Source organism: Lutispora sp. QWL-02 (genome assembly GCF_058315355.1).
Map to the genome: position 1 here is coordinate 2,042,525 of NZ_CM177762.1, position 20,117 is coordinate 2,062,641.

Here is a 20,117-nt window from a genome sequence, read left to right on the forward strand (position 1 = left end):
TTCAAAGAAAGGAGGCGATAATCTTGGCAGATAATTTTGGTTTAAAAATCGGAGTGGAAGGCGAAAAGGAATTCAAAAATGCACTTCGTGACATTAACCAAGCATTTAAAGTATTAGGTAGTGAGATGGCTCTAGTCAGCTCCCAGTTTGATAAAAACGATAAATCCATCCAAGCCTTAACTGCGCGAAATGAAGTATTAGAAAAATCCATTGATGCACAAAAAGAAAAAATAGAGACACTACGAGCTGCCCTAGATAACGCCTCTACTTCTTTTGGAGAAAACGATCGTAGAACTCAAAACTGGCAGATTCAACTAAATAAAGCTTTGGCTGAACTTAATGGCATGGAGCGGGAACTTGAAAATAACCATAAAGCGCTACGTGACCATGCTGACGCCACAGATGACAGTGCTGATAACATGGAAGATGCCGCTGATGCAGCCAATGAACTTGCAGATAATGTTGATGATGTTGGCGATGAAATGGATGATGCTAGCAAGAAAACCTCTGTTTTTGGAGATGTACTTAAAGCAAATTTGTTATCAGAAGCCATAATTGGTGGGGTAAAAGCTTTAGGCTCAGCCATTGCGGGAATTGGAAAAGCCTTTATAGGCGCTATGAAAGATGGCGTTGAATACAACGCTCAAATGGAAAACTACACAGCTTCCTTTACCACCATGCTTGGAGATGAGGCTAAAGCTCAAAAGCTGGTTAATGATCTGAAAAAAGAAGCAGCAGCTACACCATTTGGAATGCAGGATCTTGCCCAATCAGCTCAAACCCTTATGAGCTTTGGTATGTCTGCAGAAGAAGCTCAAAAACGCATGAAGCAGCTGGGTGATATATCTCAGGGAGATGCCGAGAAGTTCAAAAGCCTGACACTGGCATTTGCACAAATGTCCTCTACTGGTAAGTTAACCGGACAGGACTTGATGCAAATGATTAATGCAGGATTTAACCCACTAGAGGAAATCTCGCGTAAGACAGGAAAATCCATTGGTGAACTTAAGGATGAAATGTCCAAAGGGGCAATATCTGCAGATATGGTCGCAGAAGCGTTTGCCTCAGCTACATCGGAAGGTGGGCGTTTCTATGGGTCAATGGAAGCTCAGTCAAAAACCTTTTCTGGGCAGATGGCAACTCTCGAAGATGGTGTTGCTTCATTGAAGGGCCAACTTGCTGAAGGCTTAACAACTATGCTTTCCGGTACCGTTCTTCCCATGGTTAATGGTTGGGTCGATGAATTGTCTGGAGCATTTGAAAAAGACGGTGTTCAAGGCTTAATTGATGCTTTTGGAGGAATCTTAGAGGAAGCAGTTCAGTTTATATCTGAGCAGTTGCCAATTGTAGTAGATATTGCTTCGCAGATTATTATTTCTCTGGTTCAAGGGCTTACCACTGCATTACCGCAAATAACAGAAGCTGCAGTCATGCTACTGATGACATTAGTCAATGGAATCATTGAAACACTTCCAGCGCTAATTACAGCAGGTATTCAAATGATTGGAACCATAATAAGTGGAATTGCAGAAGCTCTGCCACAGTTAATTCCTGCTGCAGTTTCAGCGGTGGTACAAATCGTACAGGGGCTTTTGGATAACCTTCCTATGGTTTTAGAAGCAGCTCTGCAACTTGTACTTGGATTAACTCAAGGTATTTTAGATGCCCTTCCAGTGCTGATCGCGGCTTTGCCAGCCATTATTACTGGCATAGTAGATTTTGTTATAGGCGCAATACCTCAAATAATCGAGGCTGGTATTCAACTTCTGACATCTTTAATTGGTGCTTTGCCAGAAATCATTACCGCCATTGTAGAAGCAATTCCTCAGATTGTTGACGGGTTAATCACAGCGATTTTGGGCTCAATCCCACTGCTCATTGATGCTGGGGTTCAACTGCTAGTGGCACTGATTCAAAATCTACCACTAATTATTACAACAGTTATTACTGCTATACCAAAGATTGTATCCTCCCTTGTGAATGCTATTATTGGCAGCATACCACAGATCATTCAAGCAGGAATCATGCTGTTGGTTTCGCTGATTAAGAACCTTCCAGCAATTATAGTAGAGGTTGTTAAAGCAGTGCCACAAATTATTACAGCACTGGTTAAAGGTTTTACAGGATCTATTTGGCAAATTGCCCAGGTTGGGACCAATTTAATCAAAGGTTTGTGGCAGGGTATTTCAGATGCCGGAGCCTGGCTTTGGGATAAAATCTCAGGCTTTTTTGGTGGTGTTGTAGATAAAATAAAAAATTTCTTTGGAATTCGATCGCCATCTACATTGTTTGCTGGAATTGGCGAAAACATGGGAGAGGGTATTGGTGTCGGTTTTGAAAAAGCCATGAATAGTGTTAGCCAGGATATGAAAAACGCTATCCCTACTGATTTTGACATTAACCCTAATCTGAATATGAATGGAGCCGGTATTAGTAGCGGATATGGAACATTTGGAGGGTCATTAATTACGATACAACAGATGATTGTTCGAAGTGAAGACGATATTAGAAAGATTTCACAGGAGTTATACAATTTGATGCAGACAGGATCTCGAGCTCAGGGAAGATTTATAACTGCGTAAAGGAGGGCGATGTATGGGCTTTATTTATAACGGTATTAACTCAAAGAATATGAAAATAAAAGCAAGGCTCACAAGTTGGCAAGCATCGCCCGCTTTAAGAAACACGTATGAGGTTGTTCCGGGAAAGGCAGGGGTTGCTGATTTTGGTTGTGATATCTCAGAGCGGATCATTACGATTAGCTGCAGCATATATCCTCAAAAGAGCTTTGAGGATTTAGTAGGCGTGTTAGATGATCTTGCAGAGTGGCTCAACCCTATGAACGGTCTTAAACAGCTTGTATTAGAGGATATTCCGAATCGATACTTTTATGCTCGCCTCACTGAACAAGTGGACTGCGAGAGATTACTTAGAACTGCAGGTGCCTTTGAGTTGAAGTTTATCTGTCCTGATCCTCACGCCTATGCGTTGACAGATGAACAATTCACGATTTCAAGTGTTGGAACTCATGAGATCCAAAGAATAACCGGGAATGCAGATTCAGAACCGATATATCAACTTAAGGGCACAATAAGTGGATCTACATCCACATATATTTCCATTACCACGAATGGAGAGGAGCTTCGAGTGGTTGGAGCTTTGACGGCAGATGAAGCGCTTGTAATTGATAGCGGATTAGTGACAGCAAAAATAACCGATGCCAACGGAAATACACTTCGAAATGGGCTTCCAGTCCTGGATGAGCTAAACTTCCCTATACTTCACAAAGGTGAAAATGAAATAACAGTATCAGCGGTGGGAGCAACATTTTCGGAGCTGAAGATTCTGGCCAAAAGCAGATGGAGGTGATCTGGTGGCAATTAAATCAATCTTAACATCACAGACAGATTTTACGGGTGAGTTTCCTGTAAGCGAGAAGACAGTTGCTCTATGGCGATTTAATGAAGCTTCACCAGATAGCAACAACATGCTTACAGATGATTCCGGCCATAACAGAAACTTCTTTGTATCCGGATGGTCAGGTACATCCGCCAACTTGTTATCCGGTAGATTAGGAAGATTTTTCAGGCAGAATATCATTAATCCAACAAGTGAAAAGACTCATTTAGTGACTACCAATGACGGTAGCTTTTTTAGTGATTTAGGTGAAAAGATTGTTGTTGGCGGATGGATAAATCCAACTACTTATTCTGTAGGGCAGACGTATATCCCGATTTTTAATACTAGACAAGGACCTGGTCAGCCAATTTTTTATGTTTCTTTATTTCAGGGAAGGTTGCGATTAATGCTGTATAATGCCTCAGGCTCCTTGATATATGATCAGACCGAAACGCCTACTATTACCCTAAAGAATAACGGGTGGTACTTTATCGCTTCTATTATCGAGGTAAACAACAAAAGGGTGCAGAACTTACTTTGTGACCGAAGTGATGGCGCTGTTTGGCAATCTCCAGTTCGAACATTCACTGGAGAATTAAATCAATCTTGTATTGCGGATATTGTGATGGGGATGCATGCAAATACCTATTATTACGCTGGAGGATTTGATGACTGGTTTTATGAAAAAGATTCTTTACTTACCATGGAGGATCTTATTTCCTATTTCAAATCTTCAATTTTGGCAAACGGTGGTGACAGTGCTGCTGATGTAGATGCCCTTGCGGACCCTGGCTCTGTCATGTTGAAAGCAACAAGCGGAGTCTATGCACAAAGTGGTCAGCTTTTTACGATAGCAGCTGCCTGTAGTCTTGCAGGAACGGGCAGGGTATCAGTTACAAGTGAATACACCGCAGGTATAACAGCCATAAGCCTAGTGGAAACTTCTACATCAGACGATCTGTCTAGCTGGACTGAATGGCAGGCCGTTGGAGCAAGCGGGGAACTGCAGTCGCCTAACAGAGAATATATCCGTTATCGAATTACACTATCCACTCAAGATACTAGCAAAACTCCTAAGCTTCTCGAAATACAGCTTCATGATATACCAAAACCACCTTATGAGAGACTTGGATTTGCCAGACCAGTTGTGTTGGATACTAACGGTGCTTGGGAAGCAGTGCTAGAGAATGCCTTTGATATCATAGTGACAAGTGAGGTGAATGGCGCCGATATTTTGGAGTTTAAACTGCCATTTCATGATTCCAAGCGAGAGGCTTTAGACAATGAAAAGCAGGTACAGATTGTCAATGATGTTTATCGTATTCGAACCATAACAGATGAGAAAAGTTCAGATGGTAGAGTTGTAACTCAGGTGTATGCGGAAGCTGCCTTTTATGATCTTTCCTTTAGCGCTGAGAAAGAGCCCATGGAGTTTGTCGCAGAGACACCGGAAGTTCCAATGCGCTATGCCTTACTTGGTACTGGCTGGTCATTAGGAAATGTCACTGTCAGTACAAAACGATCATGGCAATCAACAGAGAAGAATGCTTTATCTATCCTTCGAGCCATACAGAATATTCATGGCGGTGACTTGATTTTCGATAGTGCCAATCGGCTGGTACACCTTTTGACATTTAGCGGTACGGATAGTGGGGCCTTATTTTGCTATAGAAAAAACATGAAAAGCATACAGCGCGTGGTGGATACAAGAAGTCTAATTACCAGGCTTTATGCTTATGGTAAAGATGGCATGACGTTTGCCTCCATCAATGGTAATAAGGAGTATGTCGAGGATTATAGCTATTCATCAGAAGTTAGAGTAGGAACGCTGGATGCTTCCTCGTTTAGTAATCCCTATCAGTTGCTTGAGTTTGCCAATATGCGCCTGGCTCAGTATGCAAAGCCACGAGTCTCGTATGTTCTTTCAGCTATGGATTTATCGGTGTTGACAGGCTATGAGCATGAAGCATGGAAGCTTGGTGATATAGTAACCGTAGATGATAAAGATTTGAATTTATCTGTCAAAACTCGTGTGGTTCGCAGACAATACAATCTACAAGAGCCGTGGAAAACAGTACTGGAGCTATCAACAACTTTAAGAGAACTAGGAGATTCCTCTGCTGGATGGGATAAAGCAGCCGATATTTTATCTTCCACTGATGTTCTTGACCGTCAGGAATTAAAAGACTTGGTGCCTTTTAATCATCTACGAAATTCACGAGCTGATGATGGTCTAACCTATTGGTTAAATTCAGGTTTTACAGTTGACCCTAATAATGGTGTATCAGGAACAGCTTCTTTTAAAGCTGAGGGCGTTTTAGGGATGACGAAAAGTCTATCCCAGACCGTTTATCCTGCCAGTAGGAAGAGTTACACTTTCTCAGCGCAGATTGCATCGGAAAATCTTCAGAAAGGGCCAAACGGGCAAGTTGGGATTGAAGTTGTCATTGAATATGAGGATGGGTCGACAGAAACCAGGTTTATTGATCTCTTTTAGGAAGGAGGCAGTGCTATGGCTTATTTTTCACAGACAGCACATGCTATTACACCGAGAGGTATTGGAAAGATAAAGTCGCTTACCATCCGTCTTTTCATTACTGATTGTTCTGGTGAGGTGTTCTTTACAGATATGCTTTTGCAAGGTGGCTCCATTGCTACGGGCTGGATTGGTCATGTGTCAGAAATTAAGTGGACGTTGGATGGGTAGGTGGTGCAGATGTCAGTTACATTTACCAGGTTTGCTGAGACGATTCATTGTAAAGAGGATAAACGAGTAGTAAGCGTAACAGTGAAACTACTTCTTGAAGATTGCACAGGTACTGTTTATTTCACTGATATTCAGGCTCAGGAAGGTGATCGTCTAACTGGTTATACAATTAATACAGAAACGATGCTTCAAAAATACCGAGAGGGCGGTGTTATTGTTCCTGCTCGTTTTTATAACGGAGTGGTTCGTAGCGGAGAGACGGTTATCCTCTTCAATCTGGGTTCAACTTCCGCTGGTCTTGACTGTCATATCTATCCTATACAGAATATGGAAGCAGGCAGTATCCAATTGTCTCAAGGGGCAGGGGCGCATAGGGTAAAATTTAAAGAGGCTGCTAGCCCAGACGATACCTTTTCACTACTAGCATCAACCAGACAGTGTTTAAAGAATGGAAACCCAACTGATAAGGAAGGATTTTTTCAATATACAGCATCGGGTGATAGCAAACATGTGGTGAAGCTAGAGGACAGAAAATCAGCTCGGCTATTGTTCGAATTTCAAGAAATGCAGGAAGGAAGTGAGCGCCCTTGATTGATTACCTAAAAGGTAAGCGGTGCATGGTTTGGAGCTTCATGGGAAATGCCCGCATGTATCAGGCACTACGAGACTATGGTGATCGAATTGATACGGTGGGTATTTTCACTTTTGAAGTGGATATCACCGGGACCATAACAGAAACAGGAACAAGCATATCCAGTATGCTTACTTACATTAACCGCTGGCCTCATATCAAATGGCTGCTTACAATCATGAATCATGGTACGGCTTCTATTTTTACAGCCCTTAGAAATAATACCAATGGTGCAAAGGATAAATTTCTTACTGAGATTATTCGCATCATGAATAAGTATCCTTGGTGTGCTGGAGTGGATATAGACTTGGAACGTGGAGGTGGCTATGAAAACAAGGATGCTGCTAATGCTCTATTTCGAGACATATATAACACTGTCAAAGCCTATGATTCTTCGAAACTCGTAAATATTTGTCTACCAGGCATGACTGGAGTACAAGGATCGGTTGGTGGCGAAAACTGGTGTGTTTATGAAGACTTGAATCCCTATTGTGATACAGTAGCGATTATGAGTTATGGCATGGCATGGGCAGGCTCTGCACCGGGCCCGGTATCTCCCAGGGATTGGTTGGAAGGCATTTATGATTATGCAGTCCGGGTTATGACTCCTGAAAAAATATTTTTAGGACTGCCTGCATATGGTTGGAACTGGAGAATCCACGATACACCAGAAAATCTGGGCATCACTTATCGTGGGATTTCAAACACATATTATGCCGCACAGCTTTGGATGACAGGGGGATATAACTTTACAGATGATGGACCACCACAGCCCATGATTCCTATCATAGCGTATTGGGATGATTATGATAAGGTGCCTTGGGCCTTGCCACATGTGTATGACTACATGGAAGGCTGGGATGCAGTTTCAAGAACCTATCCTTTACTGGTTGAAACTTATAACCGACGCAGGTATTTGACTGCCTATAGCAAGCAGCAAAAAACTGAATTTGGCACGATATATGTAGATCGTAGTGGCGGAACTCCTGATAGCTATACTGGTAATGTATCGGTTTCTTCTCAAATGATAACACTTGGTGAAGAAGGTGAAGCCGAATACGAATTTGAAATTGCATCTGCTGGTATTTATGATGTAGCCATTCGCATCTCATTTCCCTTCTGGGATAAGAATAGTATTCATGTTTCACTTGACGGGACAAGTAAGGTATTTAGCGAGAATAGGCTGTGGTGGCCATACTGGCGAACAACTTGTTGGCTTTCTTTGGTTTCTGGTGTATTTCTTTCAGCTGGTACCCATACTGTCAGCGTTAGTGCCTCAGTACCAGGTGTGCAGTTCTATGGATTTCGAGTATGTTCGAGTTTTTCTGAAGAACTTTCTGCTGGAGAGGCAGAGTTTATGCTATCTCCTCGCAAATTTAAAGATGTGAACGGTTTAATGGCTGAACCCGATAAAGGTTTTAAATTGACCACTGAGGTGCTACGCAGAAAGCCTGATTCAGCACTAATTTGGTATGAAGACTTCAGAGATGACAATCCACTTCCCTCCAGCTACTGGACAGCACTAAGCGGCGAGTGGCAGATATGGCAAAATCAAAATGATCTCGCCAATCGTCCCTATTCGCAGCTTGACGGGTATGGCCAATTGGCGTGGAAGTATAGCGGGTTTTCAGATGTTCATTTGCGGGCAAGGTTGGCTTTTACTCCAGAGGGAAGTGGTCGTGCAGGCATTTTTTGTGGTAATGTCTTTTGCTGTTTAAACTTTAATACACAGCGTATTGAACTATATAATGGTTCTTCTCTAATCGGCAGTTATGCCACTGAAATCGTTAAAACGGCATCAGCAGATCTTCGCTCAAATCCAAGAATGTACACCATTGAAATGAGGATACGAGGAAACTCTGTGAGGGTTTATTCCGGAGCAAGCAATGTTTTGCGCTTTACAGCGACGCTTAGTGGTTTTTCAGGAGGGTATGCCGGGGTTCGGTCTGATGGACGTATTCTATGCGAATTACTTAGACTGGGAGATGCCTGGACTTATGAACCTTATGAAAGGTTTGATGTAACCTTCCCGGATGGAACCACAACTGAGTATGGGCGGCTGGCAAGAACCGGTGTAACATGGGATAGTGAGTTTCAGGTTTTCACAGTTAACAATGATGTGGAGGAAGCTTCTACACGAAACCAGGACATCTCTATGGATTATGATTTCTTCCATTCAGGCCTTTTGCCATTGGTCTGTGGAAATGATTATTCAGTAAAAATCGTGTCCAAGGACATCAATGTCTGGATTTCACGTTTGTTTCTTGGAGATGCTGACGGTTTTTCTATTCTTTATTATCAGGATGTAGACAGCCTTGTTTATTGGGCAAACGAGGCAGCGTATCGATGGAAGCTTAGAGGAATTGCCATATGGTCTTTAGGACAGGAGGATATGAGACTTTGGGAGGCACTGCCTAAACAAATATAATTAACGATTCAGGAGTGTTTGCGAAAAATTGCAGGCACTCTTTTTATATATTCACCAATCATGAAGGAGGTAAAAATCATGAAGGAAATATGGAATTGGGTACAAGCTGCACTTACAGCATTTGGTGGATTCTTGGGCTGGTTTTTAGGAGGTTTTGATGGTTTTTTATATGCATTAGTGGCATTGATGGTAGCTGATTATATCACTGGTGTCATGTGTGCCATTGTTGATAAGAAGCTATCTAGTGAGATCGGATTTAGGGGCATCTTTAAGAAGGTGCTTATTTTTGTTTTGGTCGGAATTGGACATATGATTGATACGAACCTTATCGGAGAGGGTAGCGTGCTCCGGACAGCCATTATCTTTTTCTATTGCTCCAATGAAGGAATATCTATGCTAGAAAATGCTGGTCGACTAGGACTGCCAATACCAGAACAGTTAAAAGACATTCTTGTACAGTTGCATAACAAAGGAGGAAATGAGTAATGAATCTGAGGAAACTTATTCTAACTGAAAATGCGTGTTATAAGGCAGGCAGAAAGATTACACCGAAGGGCATTATGGTTCATAGCACTGGTGCAAATAATCCGTATCTTCGTAGATACGTTGGACCGGACGATGGCCTGTTGGGTGTAAACGAGTACAACAATCACTGGAATCAGGATAAACCAGGTGGGAGGCAAGTATGTGTTCATGCATTCATTGGAAAGCTTAAGGATGGTTCAATTGCCACTTATCAAACCCTGCCATGGAACCATCGTGGATGGCATGCAGGTGGAAAGGCAAACGATACTCATATTGGTTTTGAAATCTGCGAGGACGGTTTGACCGATGCCGCGTATTTTAATGCGGTTTATAAGGAAGCGGTAGAACTGTGTGTGTATCTCTGCAAGCTCTATAACTTGACCGAAAAAGATGTTATTGGTCACTGTGAAGGATATCAAAAAGGCATAGCAAGTAATCATGGCGATCCGAAAAACTGGTTTCCAAAGCATGGAAAAGGCATGGATACCTTCAGAGCGGATGTGAAAAAGCTATTAAGTGAAGGAGAGAAGCCTGCAGAACAGGAGAAAAAGAAATATTATCGTGTGCAAATCGGTGCCTATTCTGTAAAAGCCAATGCGGAAGCGCAACTTGCCAAAGCTAAGAAAGCTGGTTTTACCGATGCCTTTATTAAGTACGATTAACGAACAGCTAATTTTTATGACCCGAGGAGTATAACAGCTCTTTGGGTCATTTTTTTTGCCTTTTAGGGGTTCGAATCATCAAGGATTTTTGCATATAGGTGCAGGGTTTTCCCTGTAGAAATGGAGGTTGCCTATATGCAGATAACTAAAATTACAGATAAACAAGATTTACTATTAAATCCAAAAAAGAAATATTTAAGTGCTGAGGTGCTTCAAAGAGAATTTGATTATTATAGAGCAGAAAAATTGCTTAGAAAGATGCTCGAAAAAGGCTTAATAACGGAAGTGGAATTCAACAAAATAGACGCACTAAATCGCCAAACTTTCTCTCCATTTTTGAAGGAGATAATGCCCTCAAATCGTTGATATATAAGGGTTTCAGAGGTAATATGTGACCTACCAAGAAGGAGGTGAGAGGATGAAAAAGATAACGAAAATAGAAGGAAATACGGCCAACTCTTTTATTAAGCCAAAAACACGAGTAGTTGCCTACTGTCGAGTTTCTACAGGCAGTGATGAACAACTTGTCAGCTTGCAAGCACAAAAGGCCCATTATGAGAGCTATATAAAGGCTAATCCAGAATGGGAATACGCAGGCTTATATTATGACGAGGGTATCAGCGGCACGAAAAAGGAAAACCGCTCTGACCTACTTAGAATGTTATCAGACTGTGAAACTGGGAGAATTGACTTAATTATTACAAAGTCAATTAGCCGATTTGCCAGAAATACTACAGATTGCTTGGAGATGGTTCGAAAACTGATCGACCTTGGGGTTCATATCTATTTTGAGAAGGAAAACATCAATACGAGTTCAATGGAGAGCGAATTGATGCTCTCCATTTTAAGTGGGCTTGCAGAAAGTGAGTCAATTTCCATTTCCGAAAATACGAAGTGGGCCATTCAAAGACGATTCCAAAACGGAACCTTTAAAATTTCCTACCCACCATATGGGTATCAAAACATTGACGGTCAGATGATAATAAACCCCAAGCAAGCTGAAATTGTGAAGTATATTTTTGCAGAGGTATTATCGGGCAAAGGCACACAGAAAGTTGCAAATGATCTTAATCAAAAGGGTATCCCTTCAAAAAGAGGTGGTCGTTGGACAGCTACTACGATTAGAGGGATTCTGACCAATGAAAAATATACTGGCGATGTTATTTTGCAAAAGACTTATACTGATAGCCATTTTAACAGGCACACCAATTATGGTGAAAAAAATATGTATCTAGTAGAAAACCACCATGAGGCAATTATCAGCCCTGAAGATTTTGAAGCTGTAGATGCCATTCTCAATCAGAGAGCCAAGGAAAAAGGAATCGAAAAACGCAACAGTAAATATCTAAACCGATATTCCTTTTCTAGCAAAATTATCTGCTCGGAATGTGGCAGTACCTTTAAAAGACGGATTCATTCATCTGGTACAAGAAAATACATTGCTTGGTGCTGCAGTAAGCATATCAGCAATATAACGGAATGTTCCATGCAGTTCATTCGAGATGAAGATATAAAGACTGCATTTGTTACGATGATGAATAAACTCATATTCGGTCAGAAGTTTATATTAAGACCACTTTTTCATGGGTTACGTAACCAAAACAATGCAGCGAGTTTTCGTAGAATTGAAGAGTTGGAAACTAAAATTGAAAACAACATGGAGCAGAGCCAAGTACTGACAGGTTTAATGGCCAAAGGGTATCTGGAACCTGCTCTGTTTAATAAAGAAAAGAATGCACTGGAGGCAGAAAGAGAAAGGCTTCTTGCCGAAAAGGATCAACTTACTCGTTCCGTCAATGGCAATTTTGCTAAAGTAGATGAAGTTGACCGTCTGCTTAAGTTTGCCACTAAGTCCAAAATGCTCACAGCTTATGAGGATGAGTTGTTTGAAGATTACGTAGAGAGGATTATTGTCTTTTCACGGGAGGAAGTAGGTTTTGAATTAAAATGTGGAATCACATTGAAGGAAAGGTTGGTGAATTAGATGGGTCACACACCCTATGGATATAGAATTGAAGATGGAAAAGCTGTTGTGGATGAAAAGACTTCTGAGCAGGTAAAAGAATTATTTTCCGGATACTTGGCAGGCCTTTCTTTGAAGGAAGCTGCTAAAAAAGCTGGGATAGATTGTTATCATGCCACAGCAGGTAAGATGTTGCAGAACAAGCACTACCTAGGCGATGAATTTTACCCTCCCATTATTGATGAGGAGACATTTGAAAAAGCCAGAGAAGAAAAACGAAAACGAGCAGAAAAGCTCGGGAGGATAAGGGAACCTAAAGATGAACCGAAAACGGATTACCCTGTAAAGTTCAAAGCAAAACCTCTGGTGCAAAAATATGAAGACCCATACAAGCAGGCGGAATATGCCTACAGTTTGATAGAAAGTGAGGTGTAACAAGTGGCAGTGAGTAGAAATGTCACAGTGATTCCGGCAATTAAACGAGTCGGAAATAATAAAACTAGTGAGAGCAAACCCAAAATACGAGTGGCTGCTTACTGTCGTGTTTCAACGGATAGTGAGGAGCAGGCTTCAAGTTATGAAATTCAGATTGAACATTATACAAACTATATTAAGAAAAACAAGGAATGGGAATTGGCAGGGATTTTTGCGGATGATGGTATCACAGGTACAAATACCAAAAAGCGTGAAGAGTTCAACCGCATGATTGAGGAATGTATGGCAGGAAAAATAGACATGATCATTACAAAATCCATCAGCCGATTTGCCAGAAACACGTTAGACTGCCTTAAATACATCCGTCAGTTAAAAGATAAAAACATCGCTGTATTCTTTGAAAAAGAAAATATCAACACCATGGATTCCAAGGGTGAAATTATGCTGACTATTATGGCTTCCCTTGCCCAACAGGAAAGCCAATCCTTAAGTCAGAACGTTAAGCTGGGCATTCAGTATCGATATCAACAAGGTGAAGTCCAGGTCAACCATAAGCGTTTCCTTGGATACACCAAGGATGAAAACAAGCAACTAGTCATCGACCCCGAGGGTGCAGAGGTTGTTAAACGGATTTATAGAGAGTACCTTGAAGGAGCTAGTCTTTTACAAATATCAAGAGGACTAGAAGCAGACGGTATTCTTACAGCGGCAGGCAAAGCCAAATGGAGACCAGAAACACTAAAAAAGATATTGCAGAATGAAAAGTACATCGGTGATGCCCTTCTACAAAAGACATATACGGTTGATTTCCTTTCTAAAAAGCGGGTCAAGAATAACGGCATCGTTCCCCAGTATTATGTAGAAAACAGCCATGAGCCGATTATTCCAAGGGAGCTTTTTATGCAAGTTCAAGAAGAGATGGTTCGAAGAGCAAATCTTCGTGGCCGCAAAGGCGGTAAAAAGCGAGTCTATAGCAGCAAGTATGCTTTATCGAGTATTGTTTACTGCGGACACTGCGGCGATATTTACCGACGGGTACATTGGAATAACAGAGGCTACAAGTCTATTGTTTGGAGATGTGTTAGCCGATTGGAGGAAAAAGGGTCTGAATGCACTGCTCCTACCATAAACGAGGAAACATTGCAGACAGCAGTGGTCAAGGCTATTAACGAGCTTTTGGCTAACAAAGAACCCTTCCTCTCAACCTTGCAGAAAAACATAGCTACTGTATTTAATGAAGAAAATGATAATGCCACCGATGATATTGATGGCAAATTGGAAGAATTACAACAACAGCTTCTTATACAAGCAAAGTCCAAGAATGACTATGAAGATGTGGCTGATGAAATTTACCGCCTTCGAGAATTGAAGCAAAATGCACTTGCAGAGAATGCAGAGCGTGAAGGAAAAAGGCAACGAATCGCTGAAATGACTGATTTCTTAAATGAACAATCCTGCGAGTTGGAGGAATATGATGAGCAATTAGTAAGGCGGCTTATTGAAAAAGTTACGGTATTTGATGATAAGCTCACTGTTGAATTTAAATCAGGTGTTGAAATAGATATTGAGATATAGGATATCAGAAATGGCGACCAATTGAGAGGTGTTACTTCCTTGATTGGTGGCTTTTCTTATTTACGGATTGACTTTGACTGTGAATATACGTATAATAATATCAACAATGTTGTTGATATTATTATTAATAAGGAGTGGACAACATGATTGATGTAAATGAGCTATTGGAAGAAGCTATTAGAGAAACTGAAAATCTAAATGATGGCGAAGTTTTTCTTGTTAAAGATTTATTCAAGGGATATGTGTGGAATAGGATACCCAGAAAGGATCGACTTCTGCTTGGAACGTTATTTTTAAACCATGTTAGCAAAATGAATGGTAATTTAAAGGCTATTGAAAAGACTTCATCTAATCAGCAGAGGTATAAAAAGACAATTGATAAGTTTTAACTATCTTTTGTGAAATTAAAAAAATTATAAATATGTTGAGTAGAAGCAAAAGATTTGGCTTGGAATTTTTACAGCAGTGAATCGATAAAAGGAGCATGCTTGATGGTAGATAATATTATTAAATCAGTAGCAGAGAAATTATCCTCTCTGTCTTATATAGAAGGTATTGTTTTAGGTGGTTCACGTGCAAGGGGCACCCATACAGAGGATTCGGATATAGATATCGGCATCTATTACAATTCAGAATCATTTGACATAAATACTATTAATCAATTCGCTACAAAGCTGGATGATGAGCATAGAAATAACCTTGTTGTACCTCCCGGAGCATGGGGTGATTGGATTAATGGCGGCGGATGGTTAGTCATAAACGGGTATCATGTGGATTTAATTTTACGTGATATTAAACGTGTGGAACAAATAATGAAAGATACAGAGCACGGAATTGTTACTGCCAATTATCAGACTGGGCATCCCCATGGTTATATTAGTGCAATGTATCGAGGAGAATTAGCGATTAGCAAAATACTATATGCTAAGAATGAAAGCTTATGCGAATTAAAAAAACAGGCAGAAACTTATCCCAATGCTTTGCAGAAAAGTTTAGTTAACTTTTTTATGTTTGAAGCAGGGTTCTCTTTAATGTTTGTAAAAGCAAATTCGGGAACAGACGATAAATATTATATTGCGGGTCATGTTTTTCGTATAGTTTCATGTTTAAATCAAGTGTTATTTGCATGTAATAATGCTTATTGTATCAACGAAAAGAAAGCTATAAAACTGCTTGAAACTTTTGAACATAAACCTGAAAAATATACCGAGAAGGTAAATCATATTTTTGAAGTACTCGGTATCTCACTTTTTGAATGCTACGACATGACCGAGAAGCTTTATAATGAAGTGAATGAAATTGTATCGGAGATAAATAACTTTTTAAACGAGGAGAGTTCAGATGAAAGAAAACAAATATGATGATAATATATTTTTTCAAAAATACAGTCAAATGAGTCGCTCGCAGAAAGGACTGGCTGGTGCGGGAGAATGGGAGACTTTGAAAAAGATGCTACCTGATTTTAAGGGTAAGCGTGTGCTTGATTTAGGATGCGGCTATGGATGGCACTGTATATATGCGATGGAAAACGGTGCTTCCTCTGTAGTAGGTGTTGATATTTCTCATAAAATGCTCGAAGTAGCAAAAGGAAAAACCCATTTTCCACAGATTGAATATGAATGCTGTGCCATAGAAGATGTGGATTTCCCAGAGGAGAGCTTTGATGTAATACTAAGTTCGCTTGCGTTTCATTATGTAGCAGACTATGAGAATTTAATAAAAAAGATATATAGGATGCTGAAGGCTGGTGGCAATTTAGTTTTTACAGTTGAACATCCTGTTTTTACTGCTCATGGAACACAAGACTGGTATTATAACGAAAAAGGAGAAATACTGCATTTCCCGGTGGACAATTATTATTATGAGGGCAAACGGACAGCTATGTTTTTGGAAGAAAAGGTTACAAAATATCATAGAACACTGACCACATATCTAAATACACTGCTTTCAAATAGTTTTATAATAAATCAGATTGTGGAGCCACAGCCGCCAGAGAACATGATGGATATTCCGGGGATGGCGGATGAAATGCGACGCCCAATGATGCTGATTGTATCGGCAAAAAAGAAGATGTAATAATATAGAAAAAATAAACGAGGAGTATGTAAATGAGATCAGAAAAAGAAATGATGGATTTAGTACTTTCTTTAGCAGAACAGGATGAACGTATTCGAATTGTGACCCTTGAGGGGTCACGCGCAAATATTAATATACCTAAAGATGAATTTCAGGATTATGATATTACATATTTTGTAAGTGATATAGAACCGTTTATATCTAATGATGACTGGCTTAATCAATTTGGGAATATAATAATGATGCAAAAGCCGGAGGATATGGAATTATTCCCACCTGAAGAAAAGGGATTTTCCTATCTTATGCTATTTGATGATTACAATAAAATTGATCTTACCTTATTGCCCTTGGAAGAGTTAGATAATTACCTAAAGGGCGATAAATTAATAAAGGTTCTAATTGATAAAGATTGTAGAATTAAAAGGGACATAGTTCCGACTGATATAGATTATCATGTAAGAAAGCCAAGCGCAAGGGAGTATGATGATTGCTGCAATGAATTTTGGAATGTAACACCTTATGTTATTAAAGGATTGTGCCGCAAAGAGATACTGTTTGCAATCGATCATCTGAACCAGATTCTACGGTTTGAACTACTTAGGATGATGTCGTGGAAGGTTGGGATAAAGACAGAATTTTCATTAAGTGTTGGGAAAAATTATAAGTATATTAACAAATACATTGATGAAGATCTATGGAATAGATTATTATCTACATATCGCATGGATTCCTATGAAAATATTTGGAAGTCATTATTTATATGCCACCAATTGTTCAGGGAAGTGTCCAAAGAGGTAGCAGAACTACTGGGGTTTGATTATCCAGAGTATGGTAAGAACATAACAAGATATACCGAGGACATGTATAAAAAATATGTTGAAAATGACTATTTTTAAAGATTAGCAAAGATTATTAACCATAAGCAAGGGGTGTAAATGTATGGAAAGTACTGATGTTATAAATGAAATTAGAGGTATATTACCTCGTAACTCAATTGGAAAATATGATTTACTAACTATTTTTACACATAAAACCGTTTTTGATAAAATTGTAAAAGTACTATCATTGGATTTTCAAAATAAAGTAGATTATGTGGCTGCCCCAGAAGCAATTGGATGGATACTAGGCACTGCCATAGCCAAAGAACTTGGAGTGGGGTTTATTGGAGTAAGAAAAGGTGATAAGCTGCCATACGCAAAAGAAGAGATTATTTCGACACATTTTACCGACTATTCAGGTCAAGATAAAAGCTTTGAAATATCTAAGAGTTCTATTGTGAGGAACAAAAGAGTTTTGATTGTAGATGATTGGATAGAGACAGGTTCTCAAATGAAGGCTTTAATAGCTTTGTTAGAGAAATTGGATTGCAGCATTATTGGGTTGGCTACTATTGAGATTGATATAAATGAGGTTACTCAAAAATGGATAGACAGCAGTTTTGTAGCTTATATTGGCTCAAACATATAATAAACCGAAAGAAAATCTTGAATCAAAATTTTGGATGGCGTTAATTTACAATACAACGAAAGATGTTTACTCTTTTTTTATAAATTTTAAGAGGCGTTAAAAAACAGTTTTCAGACGAAAGGAGATCGAAGTTGAGTATAGATTTAAGTAACAAAAAAATTCCGAAAGAAGCAATTCAAGCATTAAAAACTATAGCGGAACTACTTGATAATATGTTAATTGGGGTGTATTTGTATGGTTCGGCAGTAATGGGTGGTTTACGTATGAATAGCGATGTAGATATTTTGGTAATAACAAATCAAAGTTTATCTGAAAAAACTCGAAGGAATCTTACAAATAGGTTAATGCTTATATCTGGGAAAATAGGAAACATAAAAGATATGAGGCCTCTTGAAGTTACGGTCATAAATCAAAAGGATATTGTCCCTTGGCATTTCCCCCCCAAATATGAATTTATGTATGGCGAGTGGCTAAGAGAGCAGTTTGAAAAGGGAGAAATTCCTGAGTCGACTTATGATCCGGATTTAGCAATACTTTTAGCACAACTAAGAAAAAATAGTATTAACCTTTTGGGACCAAAGGCAACAGAAGTAATTGAGCCTGTGCCAATGACAGATATTCGAAAAGCAATTAAAGAATCGTTGCCCGGGTTGATAGCTAGCATTAACGGTGACGAACGCAATGTGATTTTAACTTTAGCCAGAATGTGGCTGACAGCATCTACTGGTGAAATTCGCTCAAAAGATCTGGCAGCTGAATGGGCGATACCTCAATTACCCGATGAGCATGCTACTTTACTCAACAAAGCGAGAGAGGCTTATTTAGGAGAGTGTGTTGACAAGTGGGAAGGAATGGAATCTGAGGTGGCTGAACTCGTTAATCATATGAAAAAGTCTATAGAGTCTTCCCTTAATATCCAATTACCTTTTCGAATAGTTTAAATATAACAAAGACTAGTTGTTAATGTGCATTATTGATTGCTTCGATATGTTCCCCCATATATCAGTTTCTTAAAAAATAATCAAAATACCGTTGATACGTTCCCGCGAACGAAAGGGTTAAAAATCAGCTTAAGACATCAATGCCATCAACTCGAGCCACGTTGAGTGTGTAATAATGATGACGTATTGTGGTTTGAAGGGCAAATAAGGCGGGCCAACCACTATATGTAGTGGTTTTGGAGCAAAAAACGGGCAAAAATTGAGGCGAAAAACTGCGATTTTTGACCCTGTTTTTTGGGGCGTTTCATAGATGACATTCGGTATTTCAGAGTCCATGCTTGAATTTCCCATAGCTGGACAATAAAATGTTAAATATAGAACATATAAACAAACAGGAATTTAGAGGTATATGTTTATGGCTATCATAAAAGTTTCGGGAACAAAAAAAGAATATATCGACCTGCTGTTCCTGGCAGATGAACAGGAAAATATGATAGATAAATACCTCGAACGTGGCGAAATGTATATTTGGGATGACAATGAGGTAAAAGCTGAATGCGTGGTTACTAAAGAGACAGACGGCATTTATGAGCTTAAAAATATTGCAGTTAAGCCTGATTGTCAGCGAAAAGGCTATGGGAAAAGCTTGATAGAATTTCTGTTCTCCTATTACACTGATTGTAAAGCTATGCTTGTCGGAATTGGTGACAGTCTTTCCGCTCTTGATTTTTATCAGAAGTGCGGTTTTAGAGAGTCATGAATGATAAACTTTTTACTGACAACTATGACCATCCGATATTTGAATTTATACCGCTGAACAAGTATCATAAGATGTTTGTTGAGAAATGGTATTTAATTCTGTATCAGATCTAGGATCAGACGGTGTATGTTGACTATATCGTAGATTGCAGACAGGTTTATGGATGGCTGGTGAAGTAAAATTATTTATACTAACATGTAGATAAACAGAAATTTGAAAGGGGATAGTGTATGAAATCCAATTTAAAAAGACGAATCATCATTATAACTGTCGTTGCATTTGTTTTATTGTGGTTTTCCGACTTTCTGCCAAAACAGGTTGTCAAAATCGTTACAGGAAGTTATATATCAAAGCAAGAAGATGGCAACGATTATAAGCTCAAAGATGTAGAATATTCACCAGCCCATGACTGCTATTTTGCGTATTATTATAAGAAAGAAAATCCAAGTGGCGAAACACGAAACATTGGTGTCTACTATCGTTGGTTGCCATTTAATGTTTATTTTGATTCCGCATATCTAGGTTGACAAACAGGAATTTATCAAGTA

Annotated in this window: 19 protein-coding genes and 2 pseudogenes; all 21 read left to right on the forward strand. The window is 39.5% G+C overall.

Annotation, left to right across the window (positions count from 1 at the left end):
- Positions 1-23: 23 nt before the first annotated feature.
- Complete coding sequence (locus AC4HCY_RS09435; protein ID WP_491095913.1) at positions 24-2,582, forward strand: phage tail protein; 2,559 nt, start codon at positions 24-26, stop codon at positions 2,580-2,582.
- A gap of 13 nt (positions 2,583-2,595) precedes the next feature.
- The gene (locus tag AC4HCY_RS09440) at positions 2,596-3,369 is read left to right on the forward strand and encodes a distal tail protein Dit (protein WP_024400887.1); all 774 of its coding nucleotides are present in this window, start codon (positions 2,596-2,598) and stop codon (positions 3,367-3,369) included.
- 4 nt (positions 3,370-3,373) lie between these two features.
- Positions 3,374-5,896, forward strand: a complete 2,523-nt coding sequence (locus tag AC4HCY_RS09445; RefSeq protein WP_491095914.1) for a phage tail spike protein — start codon at positions 3,374-3,376, stop codon at positions 5,894-5,896.
- 15 nt (positions 5,897-5,911) lie between these two features.
- Positions 5,912-6,106, forward strand: coding sequence for a hypothetical protein (locus tag AC4HCY_RS09450; protein ID WP_024400885.1), 195 nt, complete (start codon positions 5,912-5,914; stop codon positions 6,104-6,106).
- A gap of 9 nt (positions 6,107-6,115) precedes the next feature.
- Positions 6,116-6,697 (forward strand): hypothetical protein, encoded by a 582-nt coding sequence (locus AC4HCY_RS09455; protein ID WP_021400988.1) that lies wholly within the window; start codon positions 6,116-6,118, stop codon positions 6,695-6,697.
- The gene (locus AC4HCY_RS09460) at positions 6,694-9,165 is read left to right on the forward strand and encodes a glycosyl hydrolase family 18 protein (RefSeq protein WP_021401057.1); all 2,472 of its coding nucleotides are present in this window, start codon (positions 6,694-6,696) and stop codon (positions 9,163-9,165) included. The genes AC4HCY_RS09455 and AC4HCY_RS09460 overlap by 4 nt, the downstream gene beginning before the upstream one ends.
- Positions 9,166-9,243: 78 nt before the next feature.
- A complete protein-coding gene (locus tag AC4HCY_RS09465; RefSeq protein ID WP_033860798.1) occupies positions 9,244-9,651 on the forward strand; it encodes a phage holin family protein in 408 nt (135 codons plus the stop codon).
- On the forward strand, positions 9,651-10,352 hold the full coding sequence (locus AC4HCY_RS09470) for an N-acetylmuramoyl-L-alanine amidase (RefSeq protein ID WP_033860797.1): 702 nt from the start codon (positions 9,651-9,653) through the stop codon (positions 10,350-10,352). Before AC4HCY_RS09465 ends, AC4HCY_RS09470 begins: the two co-directional genes overlap by 1 nt.
- A 135-nt stretch (positions 10,353-10,487) precedes the next feature.
- Positions 10,488-10,718: an SHOCT domain-containing protein gene (locus AC4HCY_RS09475; protein ID WP_024400884.1), complete on the forward strand. Its 231-nt coding sequence runs from the start codon at positions 10,488-10,490 to the stop codon at positions 10,716-10,718.
- Between the two features lie 52 nt (positions 10,719-10,770).
- Positions 10,771-12,336 (forward strand): recombinase family protein, encoded by a 1,566-nt coding sequence (locus AC4HCY_RS09480; RefSeq protein ID WP_024400883.1) that lies wholly within the window; start codon positions 10,771-10,773, stop codon positions 12,334-12,336.
- Positions 12,337-12,750 (forward strand): recombinase family protein, encoded by a 414-nt coding sequence (locus AC4HCY_RS09485; RefSeq protein ID WP_000510187.1) that lies wholly within the window; start codon positions 12,337-12,339, stop codon positions 12,748-12,750.
- Positions 12,751-12,753: 3 nt separating this feature from the next.
- Complete coding sequence (locus AC4HCY_RS09490; protein ID WP_024400882.1) at positions 12,754-14,325, forward strand: recombinase family protein; 1,572 nt, start codon at positions 12,754-12,756, stop codon at positions 14,323-14,325.
- Between the two features lie 143 nt (positions 14,326-14,468).
- Entirely contained in the window at positions 14,469-14,714 is a 246-nt protein-coding gene (locus AC4HCY_RS09495; protein WP_000567889.1) for a single-stranded DNA-binding protein, read from the forward strand.
- 102 nt (positions 14,715-14,816) lie between these two features.
- A complete protein-coding gene (locus AC4HCY_RS09500; RefSeq protein WP_000228166.1) occupies positions 14,817-15,686 on the forward strand; it encodes a nucleotidyltransferase domain-containing protein in 870 nt (289 codons plus the stop codon).
- A complete protein-coding gene (locus AC4HCY_RS09505; protein WP_000662263.1) occupies positions 15,667-16,401 on the forward strand; it encodes a class I SAM-dependent methyltransferase in 735 nt (244 codons plus the stop codon). Before AC4HCY_RS09500 ends, AC4HCY_RS09505 begins: the two co-directional genes overlap by 20 nt.
- Before the next feature lie 32 nt (positions 16,402-16,433).
- A complete protein-coding gene (locus tag AC4HCY_RS09510; RefSeq protein WP_002294505.1) occupies positions 16,434-17,297 on the forward strand; it encodes an aminoglycoside nucleotidyltransferase ANT(6)-Ia in 864 nt (287 codons plus the stop codon).
- 43 nt (positions 17,298-17,340) lie between these two features.
- Entirely contained in the window at positions 17,341-17,868 is a 528-nt protein-coding gene (locus tag AC4HCY_RS09515; RefSeq protein ID WP_491095915.1) for a phosphoribosyltransferase family protein, read from the forward strand.
- Positions 17,869-17,999: 131 nt separating this feature from the next.
- Complete coding sequence (locus AC4HCY_RS09520; RefSeq protein WP_002294509.1) at positions 18,000-18,809, forward strand: ANT(9) family aminoglycoside nucleotidyltransferase Spw; 810 nt, start codon at positions 18,000-18,002, stop codon at positions 18,807-18,809.
- A 415-nt stretch (positions 18,810-19,224) separates the two neighbouring features.
- Positions 19,225-19,613: pseudogene (locus AC4HCY_RS09525) on the forward strand (GNAT family N-acetyltransferase); the annotation flags it as partial.
- Positions 19,611-19,748 (forward strand): annotated as a pseudogene (locus AC4HCY_RS09530) (type II toxin-antitoxin system RelE/ParE family toxin); the annotation flags it as partial. The pseudogenes AC4HCY_RS09525 and AC4HCY_RS09530, both read left to right, overlap by 3 nt.
- Before the next feature lie 51 nt (positions 19,749-19,799).
- Positions 19,800-20,096 (forward strand): hypothetical protein, encoded by a 297-nt coding sequence (locus tag AC4HCY_RS09535; RefSeq protein WP_491095916.1) that lies wholly within the window; start codon positions 19,800-19,802, stop codon positions 20,094-20,096.
- Positions 20,097-20,117: the final 21 nt, after the last annotated feature.

What these genes read in the sequence shown, in the direction of transcription:
- AC4HCY_RS09440 (WP_024400887.1), top strand. Translation starts at nt 2,596, where the DNA reads ATGGGCTTTATTTATAACGGTATTAACTCAAAGAATATGAAAATAAAA.
- AC4HCY_RS09480 (WP_024400883.1), top strand. Translation starts at nt 10,771, where the DNA reads ATGAAAAAGATAACGAAAATAGAAGGAAATACGGCCAACTCTTTTATT.
- AC4HCY_RS09515 (WP_491095915.1), top strand. Translation starts at nt 17,341, where the DNA reads ATGGAAAGTACTGATGTTATAAATGAAATTAGAGGTATATTACCTCGT.
- AC4HCY_RS09495 (WP_000567889.1), top strand. Translation starts at nt 14,469, where the DNA reads ATGATTGATGTAAATGAGCTATTGGAAGAAGCTATTAGAGAAACTGAA.
- AC4HCY_RS09470 (WP_033860797.1), top strand. Translation starts at nt 9,651, where the DNA reads ATGAATCTGAGGAAACTTATTCTAACTGAAAATGCGTGTTATAAGGCA.
- AC4HCY_RS09510 (WP_002294505.1), top strand. Translation starts at nt 16,434, where the DNA reads ATGAGATCAGAAAAAGAAATGATGGATTTAGTACTTTCTTTAGCAGAA.
- AC4HCY_RS09475 (WP_024400884.1), top strand. Translation starts at nt 10,488, where the DNA reads ATGCAGATAACTAAAATTACAGATAAACAAGATTTACTATTAAATCCA.
- AC4HCY_RS09500 (WP_000228166.1), top strand. Translation starts at nt 14,817, where the DNA reads ATGGTAGATAATATTATTAAATCAGTAGCAGAGAAATTATCCTCTCTG.
- AC4HCY_RS09455 (WP_021400988.1), top strand. Translation starts at nt 6,116, where the DNA reads ATGTCAGTTACATTTACCAGGTTTGCTGAGACGATTCATTGTAAAGAG.
- AC4HCY_RS09505 (WP_000662263.1), top strand. Translation starts at nt 15,667, where the DNA reads ATGAAAGAAAACAAATATGATGATAATATATTTTTTCAAAAATACAGT.
- AC4HCY_RS09485 (WP_000510187.1), top strand. Translation starts at nt 12,337, where the DNA reads ATGGGTCACACACCCTATGGATATAGAATTGAAGATGGAAAAGCTGTT.
- AC4HCY_RS09535 (WP_491095916.1), top strand. Translation starts at nt 19,800, where the DNA reads ATGAAATCCAATTTAAAAAGACGAATCATCATTATAACTGTCGTTGCA.
- AC4HCY_RS09450 (WP_024400885.1), top strand. Translation starts at nt 5,912, where the DNA reads ATGGCTTATTTTTCACAGACAGCACATGCTATTACACCGAGAGGTATT.
- AC4HCY_RS09465 (WP_033860798.1), top strand. Translation starts at nt 9,244, where the DNA reads ATGAAGGAAATATGGAATTGGGTACAAGCTGCACTTACAGCATTTGGT.